The 17,553-nt window shown below is 38.9% G+C and carries 13 protein-coding genes; 2 read left to right on the forward strand and 11 right to left on the reverse strand.

Annotation, left to right across the window (positions count from 1 at the left end; genetic code table 11):
• Nucleotides 1-11: 11 nt before the first annotated feature.
• Genes DUT68_RS04785 through DUT68_RS04805 form a run of 5 tightly spaced genes read right to left on the reverse strand, consistent with a single transcriptional unit; the run spans nt 12 to nt 7,177 of the window.
• Complete coding sequence (locus DUT68_RS04785; RefSeq protein WP_157960777.1) at nt 12-1,799, reverse strand: hypothetical protein; 1,788 nt, start codon at nt 1,797-1,799, stop codon at nt 12-14.
• Nucleotides 1,800-1,804: 5 nt separating this feature from the next.
• Nucleotides 1,805-3,919 (reverse strand): DUF4175 family protein, encoded by a 2,115-nt coding sequence (locus tag DUT68_RS04790; RefSeq protein WP_113636231.1) that lies wholly within the window; start codon nt 3,917-3,919, stop codon nt 1,805-1,807.
• Nucleotides 3,920-3,924: 5 nt separating this feature from the next.
• Complete coding sequence (locus tag DUT68_RS04795; protein WP_262510292.1) at nt 3,925-5,292, reverse strand: BatA domain-containing protein; 1,368 nt, start codon at nt 5,290-5,292, stop codon at nt 3,925-3,927.
• The gene (locus DUT68_RS04800; protein ID WP_113636235.1) at nt 5,292-6,179 is read right to left on the reverse strand and encodes a DUF58 domain-containing protein; all 888 of its coding nucleotides are present in this window, start codon (nt 6,177-6,179) and stop codon (nt 5,292-5,294) included. The genes DUT68_RS04795 and DUT68_RS04800 overlap by 1 nt, the downstream gene beginning before the upstream one ends.
• Nucleotides 6,179-7,177 carry an AAA family ATPase gene (locus DUT68_RS04805; protein WP_113636237.1) on the reverse strand — a complete coding sequence of 333 codons (999 nt, stop codon included), beginning with the start codon at nt 7,175-7,177 and terminating at the stop codon, nt 6,179-6,181. Before DUT68_RS04805 ends, DUT68_RS04800 begins: the two co-directional genes overlap by 1 nt.
• A gap of 150 nt (nt 7,178-7,327) precedes the next feature.
• Between DUT68_RS04805 and DUT68_RS04810 the strand changes: the two genes are divergently transcribed.
• Complete coding sequence (locus tag DUT68_RS04810; protein WP_113636239.1) at nt 7,328-7,957, forward strand: DUF4159 domain-containing protein; 630 nt, start codon at nt 7,328-7,330, stop codon at nt 7,955-7,957.
• Between the two features lie 290 nt (nt 7,958-8,247).
• Here DUT68_RS04810 and DUT68_RS04815 read toward each other — a convergent pair whose 3' ends face one another.
• The gene (locus DUT68_RS04815; RefSeq protein WP_113636240.1) at nt 8,248-9,444 is read right to left on the reverse strand and encodes a pyridoxal phosphate-dependent aminotransferase; all 1,197 of its coding nucleotides are present in this window, start codon (nt 9,442-9,444) and stop codon (nt 8,248-8,250) included.
• Nucleotides 9,445-9,514: 70 nt separating this feature from the next.
• Nucleotides 9,515-9,907 (reverse strand): DUF1573 domain-containing protein, encoded by a 393-nt coding sequence (locus DUT68_RS04820; protein ID WP_113636242.1) that lies wholly within the window; start codon nt 9,905-9,907, stop codon nt 9,515-9,517.
• A gap of 142 nt (nt 9,908-10,049) precedes the next feature.
• Here DUT68_RS04820 and DUT68_RS04825 point away from each other — a divergent pair, with 142 nt between their 5' ends.
• Nucleotides 10,050-12,473, forward strand: coding sequence for an alpha-ketoacid dehydrogenase subunit alpha/beta (locus DUT68_RS04825; RefSeq protein ID WP_113636244.1), 2,424 nt, complete (start codon nt 10,050-10,052; stop codon nt 12,471-12,473).
• Nucleotides 12,474-12,548: 75 nt separating this feature from the next.
• Here the strand turns inward: DUT68_RS04825 and aroC are convergent, their stop codons facing one another.
• The 4 genes from aroC to DUT68_RS04845 all read right to left on the reverse strand — a co-directional run bounded on the left by aroC (nt 12,549) and on the right by DUT68_RS04845 (nt 17,305).
• Nucleotides 12,549-13,649, reverse strand: a complete 1,101-nt coding sequence (gene aroC / locus DUT68_RS04830) for a chorismate synthase (protein WP_113636246.1) — start codon at nt 13,647-13,649, stop codon at nt 12,549-12,551.
• 149 nt (nt 13,650-13,798) lie between these two features.
• On the reverse strand, nt 13,799-15,073 hold the full coding sequence (aroA, locus tag DUT68_RS04835; RefSeq protein ID WP_113636248.1) for a 3-phosphoshikimate 1-carboxyvinyltransferase: 1,275 nt from the start codon (nt 15,071-15,073) through the stop codon (nt 13,799-13,801).
• Between the two features lie 144 nt (nt 15,074-15,217).
• Complete coding sequence (locus DUT68_RS04840; protein ID WP_113636250.1) at nt 15,218-16,360, reverse strand: chorismate mutase; 1,143 nt, start codon at nt 16,358-16,360, stop codon at nt 15,218-15,220.
• A 111-nt stretch (nt 16,361-16,471) separates the two neighbouring features.
• Complete coding sequence (locus DUT68_RS04845; protein WP_113636334.1) at nt 16,472-17,305, reverse strand: prephenate dehydratase; 834 nt, start codon at nt 17,303-17,305, stop codon at nt 16,472-16,474.
• Between the last annotated feature and the right edge of the window lie 248 nt (nt 17,306-17,553).

The following is a 17,553-nucleotide window of genomic DNA, read 5'->3' on the forward strand; positions in this document are numbered from 1 at the left end:
AGTTTCAAAACTTATTTTCGGGCATAATGCTTGTTCTCGAACCATAAAAAACTGGCTGATAATATGACGATGATTAAAAACCACGTTTTCGAAACCTCTTTTACGGAGTTTATTTCCTCAATAGTTTGGTCGCTATTTCTTTTATTGTAATGATTTGTATAGTCGAAATTGTTTTTTAATGTTTGGGCAAGCCTTACACTTTTCCAATCGCTGCTATTAAACACATAAAAATCTTTATTTTCACCATTAATGTTTAAGGTTTGCCAACCATAATTTGTTGGCCAAATTTGTGACTGCCATTGATTGTTAAATAGTAGATTTTGAATGATATTTACCTGTTTTTTAAGGTAATTTACTGCTGGCACTTTAGCATCTTGTGTAACTATTTGAAAAGTTGCTTTTTGATTTATTGTAAGAAATTGATTGATAGAGTTGAAGTCAATGGCATTCCTTTTTTTACGAGCGGCGGCATTTGCAAGGGTTGTCCAATAATTGGCGTAACTCTCTTTATCTCCGTTAAGTAGCCATTGATAACTGTTTTGTAAAGTAGTGTAGACGATCTTTCCTGCGCCATAAAGTTCTTCCGTTGCAACGGTTTGCCCCCGACTATTGCTAATTAGTGCTTGCTGTCCTTTCTGCAGTTGTAAAAACCATTTCAAATCGGTACTGATGCCTGATAATCTCAATTGCGTATTCGCTAGTTGTAAATCTGCTACTTTATCGGCTGTAAGCTGATCAACTCTTTTAACGTTTTTTTCAATCCTTCCTGTGGGATTAGGGTCATCCAGCCAAATAATAAGTCCTAAGCCTTTTGCCACCGCTTGCCAAATCGTCTGTTGTTCTGCTGCCGAACTTTGATCAAACTCTTGTTGGTTCAGCATTAAAATATCTTCTTTTTGTAACTGGTTGGCAGTTAAAGTCTGCAGATTAAAGGAATTGCGATTCAAAAAATCAGTGCTAAATTTATCTTTGCTTATTCTACTTCTAAGCGCTACAGGATAAGATTGTGCGTACCACCAATCTTTAAGAAATTTATATTCAAAACTGGGGAATGAACTTAATATTGTAACGCCAATTGGTGTCTTGGGAATGGACTGTACTGGTATGACTTCTTTAGCAACGGTATCTTCTTTTGCCAATGCTACCAATTTTAAAAGGGCCTTTCCTTTTTGCCTCATTTGAAACTTTAGTGTGAAGGTCTGATTTTGCTGTGCTCCAATTGTTGCAGAATCTAAATCCACACCAAAGCCCACTAATTTAAGTTGGATAGGGCTTTTGCCGTGATTTTGGTACTTCCCTTGTACGCTTAGTATTTCTTCTTGTTGAACAAGAGCGGGCCAACTGCAACTGACTACGCCGTTGGGCAGTGGTGCAGGATGAAAGGAAATAACCGTAGCATCTAATTTATCCAGATCTGTTTGAGCTAGCCCATAACCATACACCTCTAGCTGCTTAATAGATGGGTTTTCTGCTAGATGATAGGCTAAATCGGGAAGGTAGATTGCTTTTGATTTAAGGATTTGCCGCAAAGAAGGGTCGGTGTAATAAACTTTACTTTCCTTTTTAATGATACTGTCTATATTTGAACCTGCAGTAATGACGGTGATTTTGTTTTTTAGTTGTTTTTCTTTTACCGAGTACTGCAAAGGGATGGCTAATAAGGCTAAGCTAAGTATTAATAGTGTGTGACAAGCTATTCTGCCTGCCAACCAATGCTTGTTCTTCCGCTTGATATCTAAGTATACACAGATCAAAAGCAGTATTGCACTAGCAACGATTACTCCAATTTTAAAGTCCATTTCCATCAATTCTTATTTTTTAAATTGTTGAAGTAAATGGTTGCCAATTTTTTGCTTGAACCAGCGTTGTTGGCAGTTGGTTTCGGTATTTCTTTTCCGATGATGCGGTAAATGGCGTTCGCTACACTTTCAAGATCTTTTTGTTGAGGTGGGTTTTGGTTGTTTAGTTTCCTAAGGCTGCGGAGTGCAGATAGGAAACTTGCCGGTCGAGTTGCCGCTGCCGCAATCATTTCCTTTTCGCCAGCTTGTAGCAATGCCTTTTCATTGCCATTAAAGGGTTTGCCATTTTGGTGGATGCTAAGCAATGACAATAAAATTTTAAGTTCCTGCTTACTTTTATCCGAAACCTCCATTTGTGCCGTTCTGCTAGGCGCTACAATTTGTTCTAGTTCTCCTGTTAAGCGTTTTTCCATTTTTAGCGCTGTAGTTTTGATGGTGGTTTTAGCTACATAAGCTCTAGATTTTTGCTGCAGATCCTTGAGTAAACGTAATGCTTTATATTCGAAAGGCAGGGCTTCCTGTGCCTTATAAGTACGTAGGTTGAGCTCTGATTTCCACATTTCGTTTAAAACTGCTTTCAATTGTTGCTTAATTTCGGGCTCAAAAAAAGTGGCATCCTCTGCAATATCATGTTTGTGGGCATACTTATCCATGAGTGCCTGTACGTCGCCAAATTTTTCTCCTTTGTGGTCATGTCCATCACCCTCATGGTGCTCGTCATCGCCACCAATTTGCGTTTCGTTTTCTTCGCCTAAAAATTTCCCATATCTTAAGCGTAATAATTTTTGATCTATGCCTAAATTGTTGCTTCTTTTCTTGAACTCATCTGGAGTGATATTGGCTTTGTCGGAAAGCAGCTTTTCTGTGTCGATAATGATCTGCCGCTGACTTCTAAAATACTCTGGTACTAAACTCACACCGGAAGTCATCCCTGCCATACTCATCAGTTCGGCAGTGTCTACTATCGCAACACTATACATATCAGACCTACTAGATTGCCCATTATTATCTTTGGCCTCAATAAAAAAATACAGTTCATCTCCGGGTTTCATCCCTAAGCTTTTTAAATCAATGCGTTTTTTAAGTTGCAAGCTTTTTTGATTGTTGATGGTCGTTTCAAAGCTCAACCTCTTTTCCGTAAAGCTTACGCTCTCGCCCTTGCCACTCGCCATAGTTGCAGAGATAAAGGCCTCTCGGATTCCATAATCGTCTGTTAAATTTGCGTAAAGCTCCACTTTTGGAGTCTGGCCAATATATATCGTAGTTTGTGGCTTAGGTTGAGTGATTTTTATCACCACAGGATGGTCTGGTATTACTTCAATTTGATAAAGGTCTGATTTATTGCCGTCTATCACTAATTGATAAAAACCAGGTGTTGTAATTTTTTTAGAAAAACGCCAATGTGTAGCCTTTGCATTGCTTGGAGTTAAGTTCAGTTTTTCTTTATCGTTAAAAATAACATATAGCGATTTTAAACTGGTATTGGTATTGATTTCCCAAGTTACCGTAGCGCCAATTTCTACTTTTAACGAAAATTGCTGCTGTGTTCGTTTCGGTTTTTGTGTATAGGCTGGGGGTTGAATGATAATTTGGTAGTCTTCAATTTGAGGTGAAATGGTTTCGGTTTTAGCATCTATGTGTTGATGATTTTCGGTTAGCTTTGAGTTAGATGTTTTATTGGCTAAAGAGCTAAAAGTAAGCATACTAACAATTCCTATCAGTAAACACGAACAACCGATAGCTAATTTTTTGCTTGCGCCTCTAGTAAGTTGCAACTGCGGTAATACATTTGAAATTTTCTCTAGTTGCAGTTGAGCTAAGGTTGATAATTCATGATTTTCTTTGATTAGCAAACTCGCACTATCTTCCAATATAGGGAACTGTGTGTCAAGGTATCTTACTGCCCAAGCATCATTAATTTGCCATAATGGGCGCCTCCACAAAAATAGGAGGGCAGCTATAACAAATGAACAAAGGTCGATGAACATATTTGGAACCCAGAAGTAGCTAACCAAGCTATGGATAAGTAAAGTAAAGCCTACGCAAATAGCCAAGCCTTGGATCAGGTAAATTGTAATCCATTGCTGCTTTAATTTGTTGATATAGCGCTTTTCCTTCATTCCAGTTAGTTTTTGGTGCTATAACTTAGTATTCGTTCCAATAAAAGCACAACGAAGGCCATAATCCAAATCAGCTGATCTAACGATTTGCTTGTGCCAACATTGACTGTGGCTAGGCTATCTTTATTAAAAATTGCAATAGGTTGTTCTTGGTCGACTTGCGGTACCGATTTAAACGCAAATCCGGTTGGCTTTTCTCCATATAGTATAGGCATAAGCGCCTCGGCAAAATCATCTTTCCATACCAATGTGGTCCATTTGGGGTTAAACTGTGTATAAAGTTGATATGATTTCCTTTGCTGCTCTTGTTTGACCGTTAAAACCGGGTTACCAAAAACATCTTTCCAAATGGTTTGTGTGCCATCGCTTTTTCTAGCTTCATTTTGCATTTTTAACAGCGCTGCATCGGTATTTTTATTTGCTGTAGTCGTCAAGCGGGTTACTTTTTTAATTATCGGGGTATTCGCATATTGCAATGTAATTCCGTCAGGTTTTAACTTTGCCATAAGCTGCATGGGAATTGGTGTGTCACTAAGCCAAAAAATAGCATCTAGTTGATTGTCCCTCAACATAGTCCTAAAAACTATTGGCTGGTTAAGATAGCTTCCTATTGCTTCTAATGCTGCTCTCAAATAAGCCTCATCTTCCTTGTTTTTGCCATTAACTACTACCGCTAACGGAGGAAATTCTTTAGAATTTACAATATGGTAGCTGGTGGCATTTTGTTGCTTAGCCGCTTTAAATGTCCTGCCGATAAATTGCGTATAAGTTGTGGTGTCGATATCCTTAATTTTGACTGCTTGCCAGTTAATTTTAAGATGTAAACTAGGTAGCATGTCATCAAATTTAGATGGCTGTTTGTTGGCAAAAATCCAAACTGGATACTGATTAGGTAGGAGATGGTTAGCTTGCTTTAACAGCGAGGTGTAGTTTAAAGCATCATTAAATTTACCTTCCAGATAATTCTTGGCGGTGTCCTTGAGTTCGATCGGTCCAAAACCTTTGGCGAAGTTTCGCAATTGATAGCCTTTTTGTAATAACGAGTCTATTGTTTTTTGATGTTCGTTATAAATTGGTTTCAAATCTTTTCTGGCTACTAAAATCCATCCTTCTTTTGCAGCACTTAAACTTTTACCTGTTAAAAATGGCTTTGAAATTAGGATGGCCAGTAGGATAAAAAATAGACATCTCAACAGTAGTAATAGCCACTGGCTTATTTTTAGGTTTTTAGCAGTAGCTGCGGAACTTTCTCCCAATAAGGCAATACTCCCAATTTTAAGCGTTTTTCCTTGTTTTACACGCCAAAGATGGATGATAATTGGCATAAGTATACTTGCCAATGAAATAAGTCCTATGGGATAGAGCAGTTGCACTAGTAATTTACTTTGTTACGTTGTTTTAAAAAATCCCTCAATGCTTGGTCAATGGCTTGGTTGGTAACCAAGGTTCTATAGTAAATACCCCTGTCTAACATGTCAGTTTTAATTTGATTTAAATGTAGATCCATTTGTTGCTGATAGGTAGAGCGTATGGCCGCTTGATCAATTTGTATAGTTTGGCCGGTTTCCAAATCTTCGAAAGTGGTATAGCCTTTAAAATCCAAATCCAGTTCGTTTTTAGCCAATAGTTGAAAAACGATGATTTCATGTTTCATTGCAACTAGCTTGTCTAAAAGTGTGAGTAGTTCCTGATCTGCCTGGTAAAAATCAGTAATGAAAACCAGGAGTTCTCGTTGGCGCCCGCGGCTAAAAATTTCTTTATAAGCAATGGGATTGGTAAAAGCGCCATCAGCTGTTATGTTTTCTAACTGATGAAACAGCCTGGATAGGTGCTGGAAATCCTGTTTAGTATTCATTGCAAAAAGTTCGTTTGCTTTAAACACGTAAAGGCCTACCGCATCACTTTGCAAATTAGCAAGGTATGCTAAAGAAGCTGCCAGATATTTAGCGTAGGTTATTTTAGTTAAATTTCCATCGCTGTGGTTCATAGAGGAGCTTGCATCAATCAATAATCGCAAAGAAATATTAATTTCTACTTCTGACTCCCTAATGTAGTATCGATCCGACCGGGCGAACATTTTCCAATCCAAAGAACGTAAGTCGTCACCAGGTTGATAACTTCTATATTGACTAAATTCCATCCCGGCACCTTTTACATTACTTTTATTAATGCCGTTCATAAAGCCGCTGATGGTGGTTTTAGCCGCTAAGGAAAGTTGCTTGATGGAAAGTACAATCTTAGGATCTAAAAGCTTGCTCATTACATGCTATTTTTAGGTCTTGAAATAGAATTGAGCAGTTCTTCGGTGGCATGGTCAGCTGTAACGTTTTCGGCTTCTGCCTTGAAATTCATCAATATTCTATGTCTTAAAACTGGATAAGCCATAGTTTGAAGATCTTCCAGTGTTACTGCGTATCTGCCTTTGAGTAATGCTCTAGCTTTTGAGGTTAAAATGAGTGCCTGTCCGGCTCTTGGTCCAGCTCCCCAACGTACCCACTCCTTTATATAAGGCGAGGTGGTAGTATCGGGTCTGGTTGCCCTAATCAGTTCACTGGTGAACGCTACCAAGTCTTCGCTAATGCTCACCTGCAAAGTTAATCGCTGTAACTCCGTAATTTCTTCGGCACCTACAACAGGATTTACTTTTGGTTTGTTAGCGCCTGTGGTGCTGCTCAAGATACGCGTCTCTTCTGCCGCACTAGGATAGCCAATTTTGATGTATAACAAAAATCGGTCTAATTGAGCCTCTGGAAGCGGATAAGTGCCAGCTTGTTCTATTGGATTTTGTGTGGCTAGGATAAAGAACGGGCGATCTAAAGCATAGGTTTGACCAGCATAGGTTACCTCAAATTCTTGCATAGCTTCCAATAATGCGGCTTGTGTTTTAGGTGGCGTTCGGTTAATCTCATCGGCCAAAATAATATTGCCGAACAATGGGCCTTTGTTGAACTTGAAAAACCGTTTCCCGGTGGTATGGTCTTCTTCTAAAATCTCGGTGCCAACAATGTCAGAAGGCATGAGGTCGGGTGTAAATTGTATCCGTCTAAAAGAAAGGTCTAATGCTTGCGACATGGTACGTACCATCAGTGTTTTGGCAAGCCCAGGTACACCTTCTACCAAACAATGCCCGCCCGCCATTAGCGCAATTAACATTTCTTCAATAACACTGTCTTGGCCTACAATTATTTTTTGAATTTCACTTTTTAAAGATGATATTTTTTCAATCAAGCTTTTGATATTGCTTTCCGTATTTTCCAAATGTGTAAAATCTTAAATAACGATTAATGATGCTTCAATATAGCGGATATAAAATTGAAAAATAAAGTGGTTTTAAAGATTATCAAAAAAATTACAACATTTAGCGGCGTAAAAAATAGTTTTTAAAATAAATGGGATTAATTTAGAAGGATGCGAGCTGCCAAATTTACTTTTGCGAGATTAAAATATAATTCAGGAGATTGGGATACCGACCAGCGTATGCCGGCAAATGTGTTGAACTCGCTTATAGAGTATACCACTATTCCATTAGAGCCAGAGGAGAAAATAATAGAATTAAGCGGCGCTGATATTTTTAAATATCCATTTTGCTATTTGAGCGGCCATAAATTAGTACAGTTTAACCAACAAGAAGCTGCAAACTTTAAAGCTTTTGTAAAAAACGGTGGCTTTGTATTTGTTGATGATTGCAACCACGACATTGATGGCCTATTTGCACGTTCATTTGAAGCGCAAATGATCAGTTTATTTGGCGCCGGTGCATTGAAAAAGATCCCTAACAGTCATCCGATATATAGTGCTTTTTTTAAGTTTGACAAAGGACCTCCAACCACCTCTTTTGAACTTAATGGTTGGGGAGATGATTTAGTTCATGACTATCTGAAAGCCATTATTATCAACGGACGGATAGGAGTGTTGTATAGCAACAAAGATTATGGTTGCGAATGGGATTATGATTTTAGAAACAAACGCTTCTTGGCAGAAGACAACACTAAATTTGCAGTAAATATAGTGATGTACGCCATGGGCGTTAATAGTTGATATTTTAGGTTTTAGGAACTAGGAATTAGAGATTAGTTTAAAATGGTTAATTGTTAAGGATAAATGGTTAATGAATAGCGTATTCGTAAACAATCTTATTGACTGATTACTGGTGCCTAAATCCTAATAAATACTTAGAGATTAGTTTTTAAAATGGTTAATTGTTAAGGATAAATGGTTAATGAATAGCGTATTCGTAAACAATCTTATTGACTGATTACTGGTGCCTAAATCCTAGCCAATAATACTTAAACCATTAACAATTAACCATTCATCATTAACAATTATAATTAAACTTTTCCCGGATACTGTTGTAATGCCAGCTCTAAACAATCCATTGCGGAATTCAAATCATCAACATTAAGCACGTAAGCCATGCGCACTTCGTTTTTTCCAGAACCAGCTGAAGAATAGAAACCTGTAGCCGGAGCCATCATCACTGTAGCATTGTTGTGTTCGAAGCTTTCCAAAATCCACTGACAAAATTTGTCTGCATCATCAATCGGGAATTTGGCCACTACATAAAATGCGCCACCTGGGTTAGGGCAGTAAACGCCTTCAATATTATTTAGCCTGTTCACCAACGTATCTCTACGCAACGTATATTCTTTATTAACTGCTTCAAAATAGCTGTCTGGAGTATCCACTGCAGCTGCACCAGCAATCTGTTCAACCATTCCCGGACTTAAACGAGCTTGCGCAAACTTTAATCCTGCAGCAATAATTTCTTTGTTTTTGGTGATTAAACAACCTAAACGAGCACCACAAGCACTATAACGTTTAGATACAGTATCCATCACTACTACGTTTTGATCTAAGCCTTCCAAATGCATTGGAGAAATAAATTCGCGGCCATCATAACAAAATTCACGATAAGCCTCGTCTGAGAACAAGAAAAGATCGTACTTTAAACAAAGCGCTTTTAAAGCTTCCAATTCCTCTTTTGAGTACAAATAACCAGTTGGATTATTTGGGTTGCAAATAATAATTGCTTTTGTTTTTTCTGTAATTAATTTCTCAAATTCGGCAATAGGAGGTAAGGCAAAACCATTTTCTATGTATGAAAGGATAGGTTTTACCACCACGTTGCTCATGCAGGCAAAGCCATTGTAGTTTGCGTAAAAAGGCTCTGGAATAATAATTTCGTCGCCCTCGTTTACGCAAGTTTGCATTGCAATGGTAATTGCTTCAGAGCCACCAACAGTCACCAAAATATTTTCCGGTGTGATATTATAGCCTAACTTATTGTAATATTCGGTGAGTTTTTTTCTGTAGGCCAAGGTTCCTTCTGATGGGGTATATGCCCAAACATTAAAATCAATATTTTTAATGGCATTTAGCATGCCTTCTGGAGTTTCAATATCTGGCTGGCCTATATTGAGGTGATATACTTTTTTGCCGTCGGCTTTAGCTTTATCAGCAAACGGAGTTAATTTTCTAATTGGTGAGGCGGGCATCTGCAGCCCTTTTTCTGATATTTTTGGCATGGTGCAAAAATATAAAAACCCCGTTGTAATAACGAGGTTTTCAATTAAAAATATTGTACTGCTTTTAAGCTTACTTGGTAGCCCCTGCTACAGTTTCTCCTTTAAGGTAAAGCACTTTAGTGCTGGTTCTAGCATTCGAAGTAACAGTAACCGCCATGTTGAATGGAAGCGGCGATCCAGATTTTTTTACTGTAACTTTTATGTAACCTTTTTCTCCTTTTTTAACAGGAGTTTGCGTGTACTCCCCAACAGTACAACCACAAGTTGGCTCTACTTTAGAGATGATCAAAGGTGCATCTCCCTCGTTGGTGAAATTGAATGTATAGCTAACGGCCTGGTCTAATTTTATTTTGCCAAAGTCGTGAGTTTCAGTATCAAACTTAAATTCTGCAGGTTTCGTTTGAGCGTTAGCAGTAAGGCCTAAACCAACTACGGTAACTAGTAAAATAAGTAGCTTTTTCATTGCTGTTAATTTGAGTTTAGTGTAGTACAAATGTACTGTTTTATAAGTTAAAACAAAAAGTATTCCAAATATTATTTGCCCATATCGTTAATGCTGAATAAGAAAGAATCGTATCTTTGGCACTTGACCAATTTTATAGCTTATGATATCATCAGGGAAAATTATCGCCAATGAAATTGATGCTTCAGAACTCACTTTTGAGGATTTTAAAGCTATCGTCATCAACGATTATAGGATTGCTTTTGAAAGTCGTCAAGCTAGCTTGTTAGGCCGTAAAGAAGTGCTTACTGGTAAAGCAAAATTCGGTATTTTTGGTGATGGTAAAGAGGTTCCGCAATTGGCAATGGCCAAGGTGTTTAAAAAAGGAGACTGGCGTGCCGGATATTACCGAGATCAAACTTTCGCTTTCGCAACTGGCATATCAACTGTAAAAGAATTTTTTGCGCAACTTTATGCCAATCCTGATGTAGAAGCTGATCCTGCTTCTGCTGGTCGCCAAATGAACAGCCACTTTTCTACAAGGCTATTAAATGAAGATGGTACATGGCGCAACCAAACCAACGTTAAAAATACCTCATCGGATATTTCGACAACAGGTGGTCAAATGGCCCGATTGTTAGGCTTGGCTTACGCTTCTAAATTATATAAAGAAAATAAGGAACTTGACTACCTTAAACATTTTTCGGTAAATGGCGATGAGGTAGCTTTTGGTACTATAGGTAATGCTTCAACCTCTGAAGGGGTATTTTTTGAGGCCTTCAACGCCGCTGGTGTGTTGCAGGTACCTATGGCTATTTCAGTTTGGGACGATGGTTACGGAATTTCGGTTCCTGCCAAATATCAAACCACCAAGGAAGATATTTCTGAGGTGCTTAAAGGTTTCCAACGTGGTGAAGGTACCAATGGCTATGAGATTTTTAAAGTTAGAGGTTGGGATTATCCAGGCTTGTGCGAAACCTACCTAAAAGCAATAGAAATTTGTAGAACTGAGCATGTACCGGTATTGATTCACGTTACTGAGGTAACACAGCCGCAAGGCCACTCAACTTCTGGCTCGCATGAGCGCTACAAAAGCAAGGAGCGTTTGCAATGGGAAAAAGAACACGATTGCATCCTTAAAATGAGAGAATGGATGATCGAATCTGCAATTGCGACTGACGAGGAGATTACAGCGTTGGAAGAAGAGGCTAAAAAATTTGTTAAAGAAGTTCAAAAGGAAGCTTGGAATGAATTTTTAGATACCATAAAGCAAGAGCAGGCTGATGTGGTTCGCATGGTGAATAATTTGGCTAATGGAGATCATCAGCTAAGTAAAATTGCTGCACAATTAGCGTCAACCCATGATGCTTTACGACGTGAGGTCGTTTCATCTGCCCGCAAAGCGATAAGGCTAAGTGTTAGTAAGCCATCTGCTGCCCGTGAAGAATTGGTAAAATGGTACGAAAGTAAAACGAATTACTACAGAGAGTTATATAATTCGAAATTATTTACCGACGGTGTTGAAAGCCCGTTTAACGTAGCAAAGGTTCCGGCTGAGTATAGCGAAAACAGCAAAATGCTTGATGGAAGAGAACTGTTGAACGCTTGTTTTGATGCTAATTTTGCAAGAGATGCTCGTTTAGTTGCCTTTGGAGAAGATTTAGGTTATATCGGGGATGTGAACCAGGGCTTTGCTGGTTTACAGTTAAAGTATGGTGATTTGCGTGTAATTGACACTGGTATACGAGAAGCAACTATTATTGGACAGGGCATAGGTTTGGCCATGAGGGGTTTAAGGCCTATTGCGGAAATTCAATACTTAGATTATTTATTATATGCCATAACGGTAATCAGCGATGATTTGGCAACGGTTTCGTACCGTACCAAAGCAGGGCAAAAAGCGCCGCTAATTATTAGAAGTAGAGGACACCGCTTGGAAGGTATTTGGCACTCCGGCTCACCAATGGGAATGCTTTTAGGAAGTTTAAGAGGGATTCATATTTGTGTGCCTCGTAACATGACTCAAGCTGCTGGTATGTACAACACTTTGTTCAGATCAGACGAGCCAGCTTTGGTAATTGAGTGTTTGAACGGTTATCGCTTAAAGGAGAAATTACCTGATAATGTTGGTGAATTTACGGTAGCGTTAGGACAGGCCGAAATCATTAAGCAGGGTAGAGACATCACGGTAGTAAGTTATGGTTCTACATTGAGATTGGTAGAAGAAGCAGCCGAGGAATTGGAAACTTTAGGTATTGATATTGAGGTGATTGATATACAGACTTTGCTTCCTTTCGATTTGTCGCAGCTTTGCCGTCAATCTTTACAGAAAACGAATAAACTTTTAATTGTTGATGAAGATGTGCCAGGTGGTGCAAGTGCGTTCATCTTGCAGCAGGTATTGGAAACTCAGCAAGGATATTATTTGTTGGATAGCAAGCCGCAAACTTTAACGGCGAAAGCGCACAGACCGCCTTATGGTTCTGATGGTGATTACTTTTCTAAACCATCTGTGGATGATATTGTAGAAGCTGCGTATGCGATGATGAATGAAACTAATCCTGATCGTTACCCGAAAATATATTGATAAACGATACAGGTCATAAAAAGAATGGGCGATAGAATTTATCGCCCATTTTTATTTTACTATGATATTGATCAATTAAAGCTTACTGGTTTTATTGCGTAGTAGATGATCTGCTAGTACCAAAGCTGCCATTGCTTCCACAATTACTACTGCTCTTGGTACAACACATGGGTCATGTCGGCCTTTCCCTTTAATTTCAGCAGCTTCACCGGCGGCGTTAATTGTTTGTTGATTGTGCATAATGGTTGCTACAGGTTTAAAGCCTACCTTAAAAGTAATATCCATTCCGTTGGAGATGCCTCCTAAAATACCTCCCGCGTGGTTAGTAATGGTTAAAAAGCCATTTCCCTTTGCGGCAGGGTTTGGAATAGGGCTATCGTTATGTTCTGATCCTCTTAATTCGGTACCATCAAAACCAGAACCGTATTCGAAACCATGTACAGCGTTGATGCTTAACATCGCTTTGCCCAAATCGGCATGTAGTTTATCAAAAACAGGTTCGCCTAAACCAGCGGGACAGCCTTTTACAATACAAGCAATTTTGCCGCCTACGGTGTCGCCATCTTTGCGGATGCTATCGATAAACTCAATCATTTCATTGGCAGTTGCAGGATCTGCACAACGTACAATATTCGCTTCTCTAAGTTCAAGCAGTGAAGCAATGTCATTGCTTTCTAAGTTAGGTGCATTAATTTTGCCAACTGCAGTAACATGGGCGAAAATATCGATACCATGATGCTTTAACAACAGTTTTGCTATAGCTCCTGCCGCTACTCTAGCTGCGGTTTCTCTAGCCGACGAACGGCCACCACCACGGTGATCACGAATGCCATATTTAGCGTCATAAACATAATCCGCATGGCTGGGGCGGTAAACATCCACATTGTGCCCATAATCTTTGCTGCGCTGATCTTCATTAGGTATGAGCATTGCAATGGGCGTACCTGTACTTTTTCCTTCAAATGTTCCTGACAGGATTTGTACAACATCACTTTCCTTACGTTGTGTGGTAATTTTTGATTGACCCGGCTTTCTCTTATCCAGTTCTGCTTGTATGAAATCTAAATCTATCGTTAAACCTGCTGGACAACCATCTAAAATTACACCAATTGCTGTACCGTGAGATTCACCAAAAGTAGTAATGCGAAAAAGTTGTCCGAATGAGTTGCCTGCCATTTTTTATAGTATTGAGTATTAATTATTGAGTATTGAGATACCCTTGTACAATATAGGTGCTTTATTGTTTAATTGTTGTAAGGTTGAAAAGTTGTAATGTTGCTCAAATCTTTCCTAGTTAATTTCTTTCCCTTTTTGGGGAAAGATGCCTACAAGGCAGAGAGGGGCTCTACTTCAAATCCCACTTTCTTCAAGTCTTCCCAAAAATAAGGATAAGATTTTTCAACTACATTATAGTCTTCAATTTCCAATTCTTCAATTAATAAAGCCAAAGGAGCAAAAGCCATAGCCATACGGTGATCTTCGTACGTTGCAATGCTTACTTTTTTAGGGAAATGAAGACCCGAACAATCCACGGTATACACCAAATTGTCTTCGGTTAGTTTTACGCCAATTTTTGCCAACTCGTTTTGCAATGCTGCAACACGGTCGGTTTCTTTTATTTTTAAGGTCTCCAGACCGGTAAATTTCATGTTAATGCCCAAGGCGGCCGCAATTACTACTATTGTTTGCGCCAAATCAGGGCAGGTTTTTAAATCCAAAACTTGCTGGATATCACCTAATTCTTTATCCTTTGTAAATGAAATGCCATTAGCCGTTTTGCTGGTGCTAACACCAAAAACTTCCATAATTTGTTGGATTTGGCTGTCTCCTTGTAAGCTTTTATCTCGCAGATTCGGAAGGCTAATGGTCGCATTTTTGGCCAAAGCTACGATGCTGTACCAATAGGAAGCAGCACTCCAATCAGGTTCTACAATTAACGTAGAGGGTTTAAAATCTTGATGCGGGATGCTGATCAAGTTTTCACGCCATTGATGGCTTATGCCACATTCGCTAAGCATTGCCAAAGTCATCTCCACATAAGGTTTAGAGGTTAATTCTCCAACAATTTCCAAAGTTAAACCCTGCGGTAGCGTGGGTGCAAGCATTAGCAAAGCGGAAATATACTGACTGCTTACATCGCCTTTAATTTTAACGCTAGCGTTTGCTTGATTTAACGGTCCGCTAATGTTTAAAGGCGGAAAGCCTTCTTTTTCAGTATAATTGATGTTAGCGCCAATTTCTTTCAACGCCTCGGTTAAAATCCCGATGGGACGTTGCTTCATGCGTTCGGTTCCTGTTAAAAGGAAGTTCCCATTTTTAGCTGATAAGTATGCCGATAGGAACCTCATGGCAGTACCAGCAGGGCCAACATCTACCGTTTTTAAACTGTTGCTGTCGGTATCAGTAGTATCCAAATCAGAAAGAATTGCATTGAGCGTTACCGTGTCGGCTGCATTTGATAAATTTTCTACATTTACCAAATTTTTGCTCAACGACTTAATAATCAGTGCTCTGTTGCATTCGCTTTTTGAGCCTGTTAATTGTATTTCCGCTTGTATGTTTTGTGTTCCTTTAAAAGAAACTAGTGCATTTTTATGCATAGGTTTGGTTCGGTTGGTGTTTAAGGTATTCTGCTTAGAGATTGCTCCGTGCCTCGTAATGATGCTATTTTTATCATCGTTGCGAGGAGGAATAACGAAGCAATCTCCTTGACAGATTTATCCTAAAAAATGAGTAACTGCTAATTAAGCTTTTACTTCAGTATGTTGTTCAGCGGCAATGCCCTCTTGTGTTACCTTGCCATCATTTAAAATTTCAGTTTGCTTGCGGATAGATTCACCGTGTACTAATTCCAAGAATTTTTCAGTAAAGTGCTCATCTAACTTCAACGCTTTGGCGAAAGCTGTTCCTTTTTTAAGGATTTCATCCCAACGGTTAACTTGCAATACAGTAACTTGGTTATCGCGTTTGTATTCGCCAATTTTCTCCACGATAGACATACGCTCGCCTAGTTTTTGCAATAGTAAATCGTCAATTTTATCAATTTGCTTACGTAGTTCAGCTAATTTGTCAACAAAAGCTTCGTTTTTTGACTCTGGTTCGCGTACAGTTAAACGATCCATCAACTCACTCACAGCTGCAGGAGTTAATTGTTGTTTAGCATCAGTCCAAGCAACCGAAGGATCCAAGTGCGACTCAATCATCAAGCCCTGCATATCCAAATCTAATGCTTTTTGAGAGATGTAAGGGATTAACTCACGATTGCCGCAAATGTGGCTAGGGTCGTTAATAATTGGCAATTCAGGGCAAAGCGTTTTCAACTGAATAGCCATTTCCCACATTGGTTCGTTGCGGAAAGATGATTTTTCGAAAGAAGAGAAACCACGGTGAATAGCACCAATTTTGGTGATGCCAGCTTTATTGATACGCTCTATAGCGCCAATCCATAGCTGCAAATCTGGGTTAACAGGGTTTTTAATTAACACAGGAACATCGTGTCCTTGCAAAGCATCGGCAATTTCTTGAACTGTAAACGGGTTCACTGTAGAACGTGCGCCAATCCAAAGGATATCCACACCAGCAGCTAAAGCTTCTTCTACGTGTTTTGCGTTAGCAACTTCAACAGCGGTAGGTAGTCCAGTTTCTGCTTTAGCACGTTTTAACCATTCTAATCCAATGCTGCCAATACCTTCAAATTCTCCCGGACGGGTACGTGGTTTCCAAATTCCAGCTCTTAATACGCTTACTTTTCCGGTTGCGGCAAGTAAATGTGCGGTTGTAAGTAATTGGTCTTCAGTTTCTGCACTACAAGGGCCTGAAATTAATAAAGGTTGGTTGTTTGCCGTTAGCCAATTTTCTAAAGGCTCGATGTTCAAATTTAGTTTCATTTTTTAGGATATTATTTTATTTACGATTTACGATTTACGATTTACGATTTACGATTTACGATTTACGATTTTTGTTTTACTGATACCTAGCTCCTGATACCTGGTCGCTATTTACACCTTGTCATTCTTAATGTATTCGCCCATGATGTTAAAGTTTACCGTGTATTTCAGCACTTTTCTGATGGCGGCATCATAGTTTTCAATGTTTTTCCATTCAATATCTACATAGAAATAGTACTCATTTCTGCGGCCAAGGACCGGCATCGATTGGATTTTTGTTAGGTTAACATTTAGTTCTGCAAATATTTGCAATACCTGTGCTAATGCGCCTACGTGGTGACCTACTTGAAAGCAGATGGATGCTTTGTTGATTCCTTTTTCCACTTCTGCCTTATCTTTTCTAAGAATTAAAAAACGGGTGAAGTTCTTTTTGTTGGATTCAATTCTTCTCTCAATGATATCTAAGCCATAAGTTTCGGCGGCTAATGCATTGGCAATGGCAACGGTATCTTTTAGTTGTCCATCCCTGATTTTTTTAGCACAAGCCGCAGTGTCATTCCCCTCAATAACTTGTATCTGAGGGAACTCCTCAAAGAAATCAACACACTGCCTAATGGCAATAGGATGGGAGGTTGCTATTTTAATGTCTTCGAACTTAACACCCGGTAGCGCCAACAAATGCAACTGGATAGGAAGGTAAACTTCGCCAACTACTGCAAAATTGTATTCACGTATCAAGGTGTAGTTGGGTAACAAGCTGCCAGCGATAGAGTTTTCAATGGCCATTACCACATAATCCGCTTTGTCATCGTCTAAAACATCACATGTTTGTTTAAATGAATTGCATTCTACCGTTTCGATATCTCTACCAAAAAATTTGTAAGCTGCCTCTTCATGGAATGATGCCTTGATGCCTTGTATAGCTACCCTTGTTTTTGTCTTCATAATCATGTTAAACAAAAAAGGTCCTGACTTTTTAGCCAGGACCTTTTTTGTATGTGTTAAAATATGTTGTTATACTTTAAGCATATTAGTCCTGGCTCTTACTGAAGTAGTAAAAGTAACCAAACCAATATGTAGTATTAAAATTCATTTCTTGCTTTATGGTGTCAAATGTACACCAACAAATTTAATTTGTCAATACCTAAATGAAAATAATTTTATTTTGTGGTTTTTGAACCAAATAACGAAAT

It is taken from the genome of Pedobacter zeaxanthinifaciens (genome assembly GCF_003313335.1).
Classification (GTDB): Bacteria; Bacteroidota; Bacteroidia; order Sphingobacteriales; family Sphingobacteriaceae; genus Pedobacter; species Pedobacter zeaxanthinifaciens.

Excerpts from the sequence above, each read along its gene's own strand:
- DUT68_RS04810 (WP_113636239.1), top strand. The coding sequence starts at position 7,328 with ATGCGAGCTGCCAAATTTACTTTTGCGAGATTAAAATATAATTCAGGA.
- DUT68_RS04840 (WP_113636250.1), bottom strand. The coding sequence starts at position 16,360 with ATGAAACTAAATTTGAACATCGAGCCTTTAGAAAATTGGCTAACGGCA.
- DUT68_RS04790 (WP_113636231.1), bottom strand. The coding sequence starts at position 3,919 with ATGAAGGAAAAGCGCTATATCAACAAATTAAAGCAGCAATGGATTACA.
- DUT68_RS04785 (WP_157960777.1), bottom strand. The coding sequence starts at position 1,799 with ATGGACTTTAAAATTGGAGTAATCGTTGCTAGTGCAATACTGCTTTTG.
- DUT68_RS04825 (WP_113636244.1), top strand. The coding sequence starts at position 10,050 with ATGATATCATCAGGGAAAATTATCGCCAATGAAATTGATGCTTCAGAA.
- DUT68_RS04800 (WP_113636235.1), bottom strand. The coding sequence starts at position 6,179 with ATGAGCAAGCTTTTAGATCCTAAGATTGTACTTTCCATCAAGCAACTT.
- DUT68_RS04845 (WP_113636334.1), bottom strand. The coding sequence starts at position 17,305 with ATGAAGACAAAAACAAGGGTAGCTATACAAGGCATCAAGGCATCATTC.
- DUT68_RS04820 (WP_113636242.1), bottom strand. The coding sequence starts at position 9,907 with ATGAAAAAGCTACTTATTTTACTAGTTACCGTAGTTGGTTTAGGCCTT.
- aroA (WP_113636248.1), bottom strand. The coding sequence starts at position 15,073 with ATGCATAAAAATGCACTAGTTTCTTTTAAAGGAACACAAAACATACAA.
- DUT68_RS04815 (WP_113636240.1), bottom strand. The coding sequence starts at position 9,444 with ATGCCAAAAATATCAGAAAAAGGGCTGCAGATGCCCGCCTCACCAATT.
- aroC (WP_113636246.1), bottom strand. The coding sequence starts at position 13,649 with ATGGCAGGCAACTCATTCGGACAACTTTTTCGCATTACTACTTTTGGT.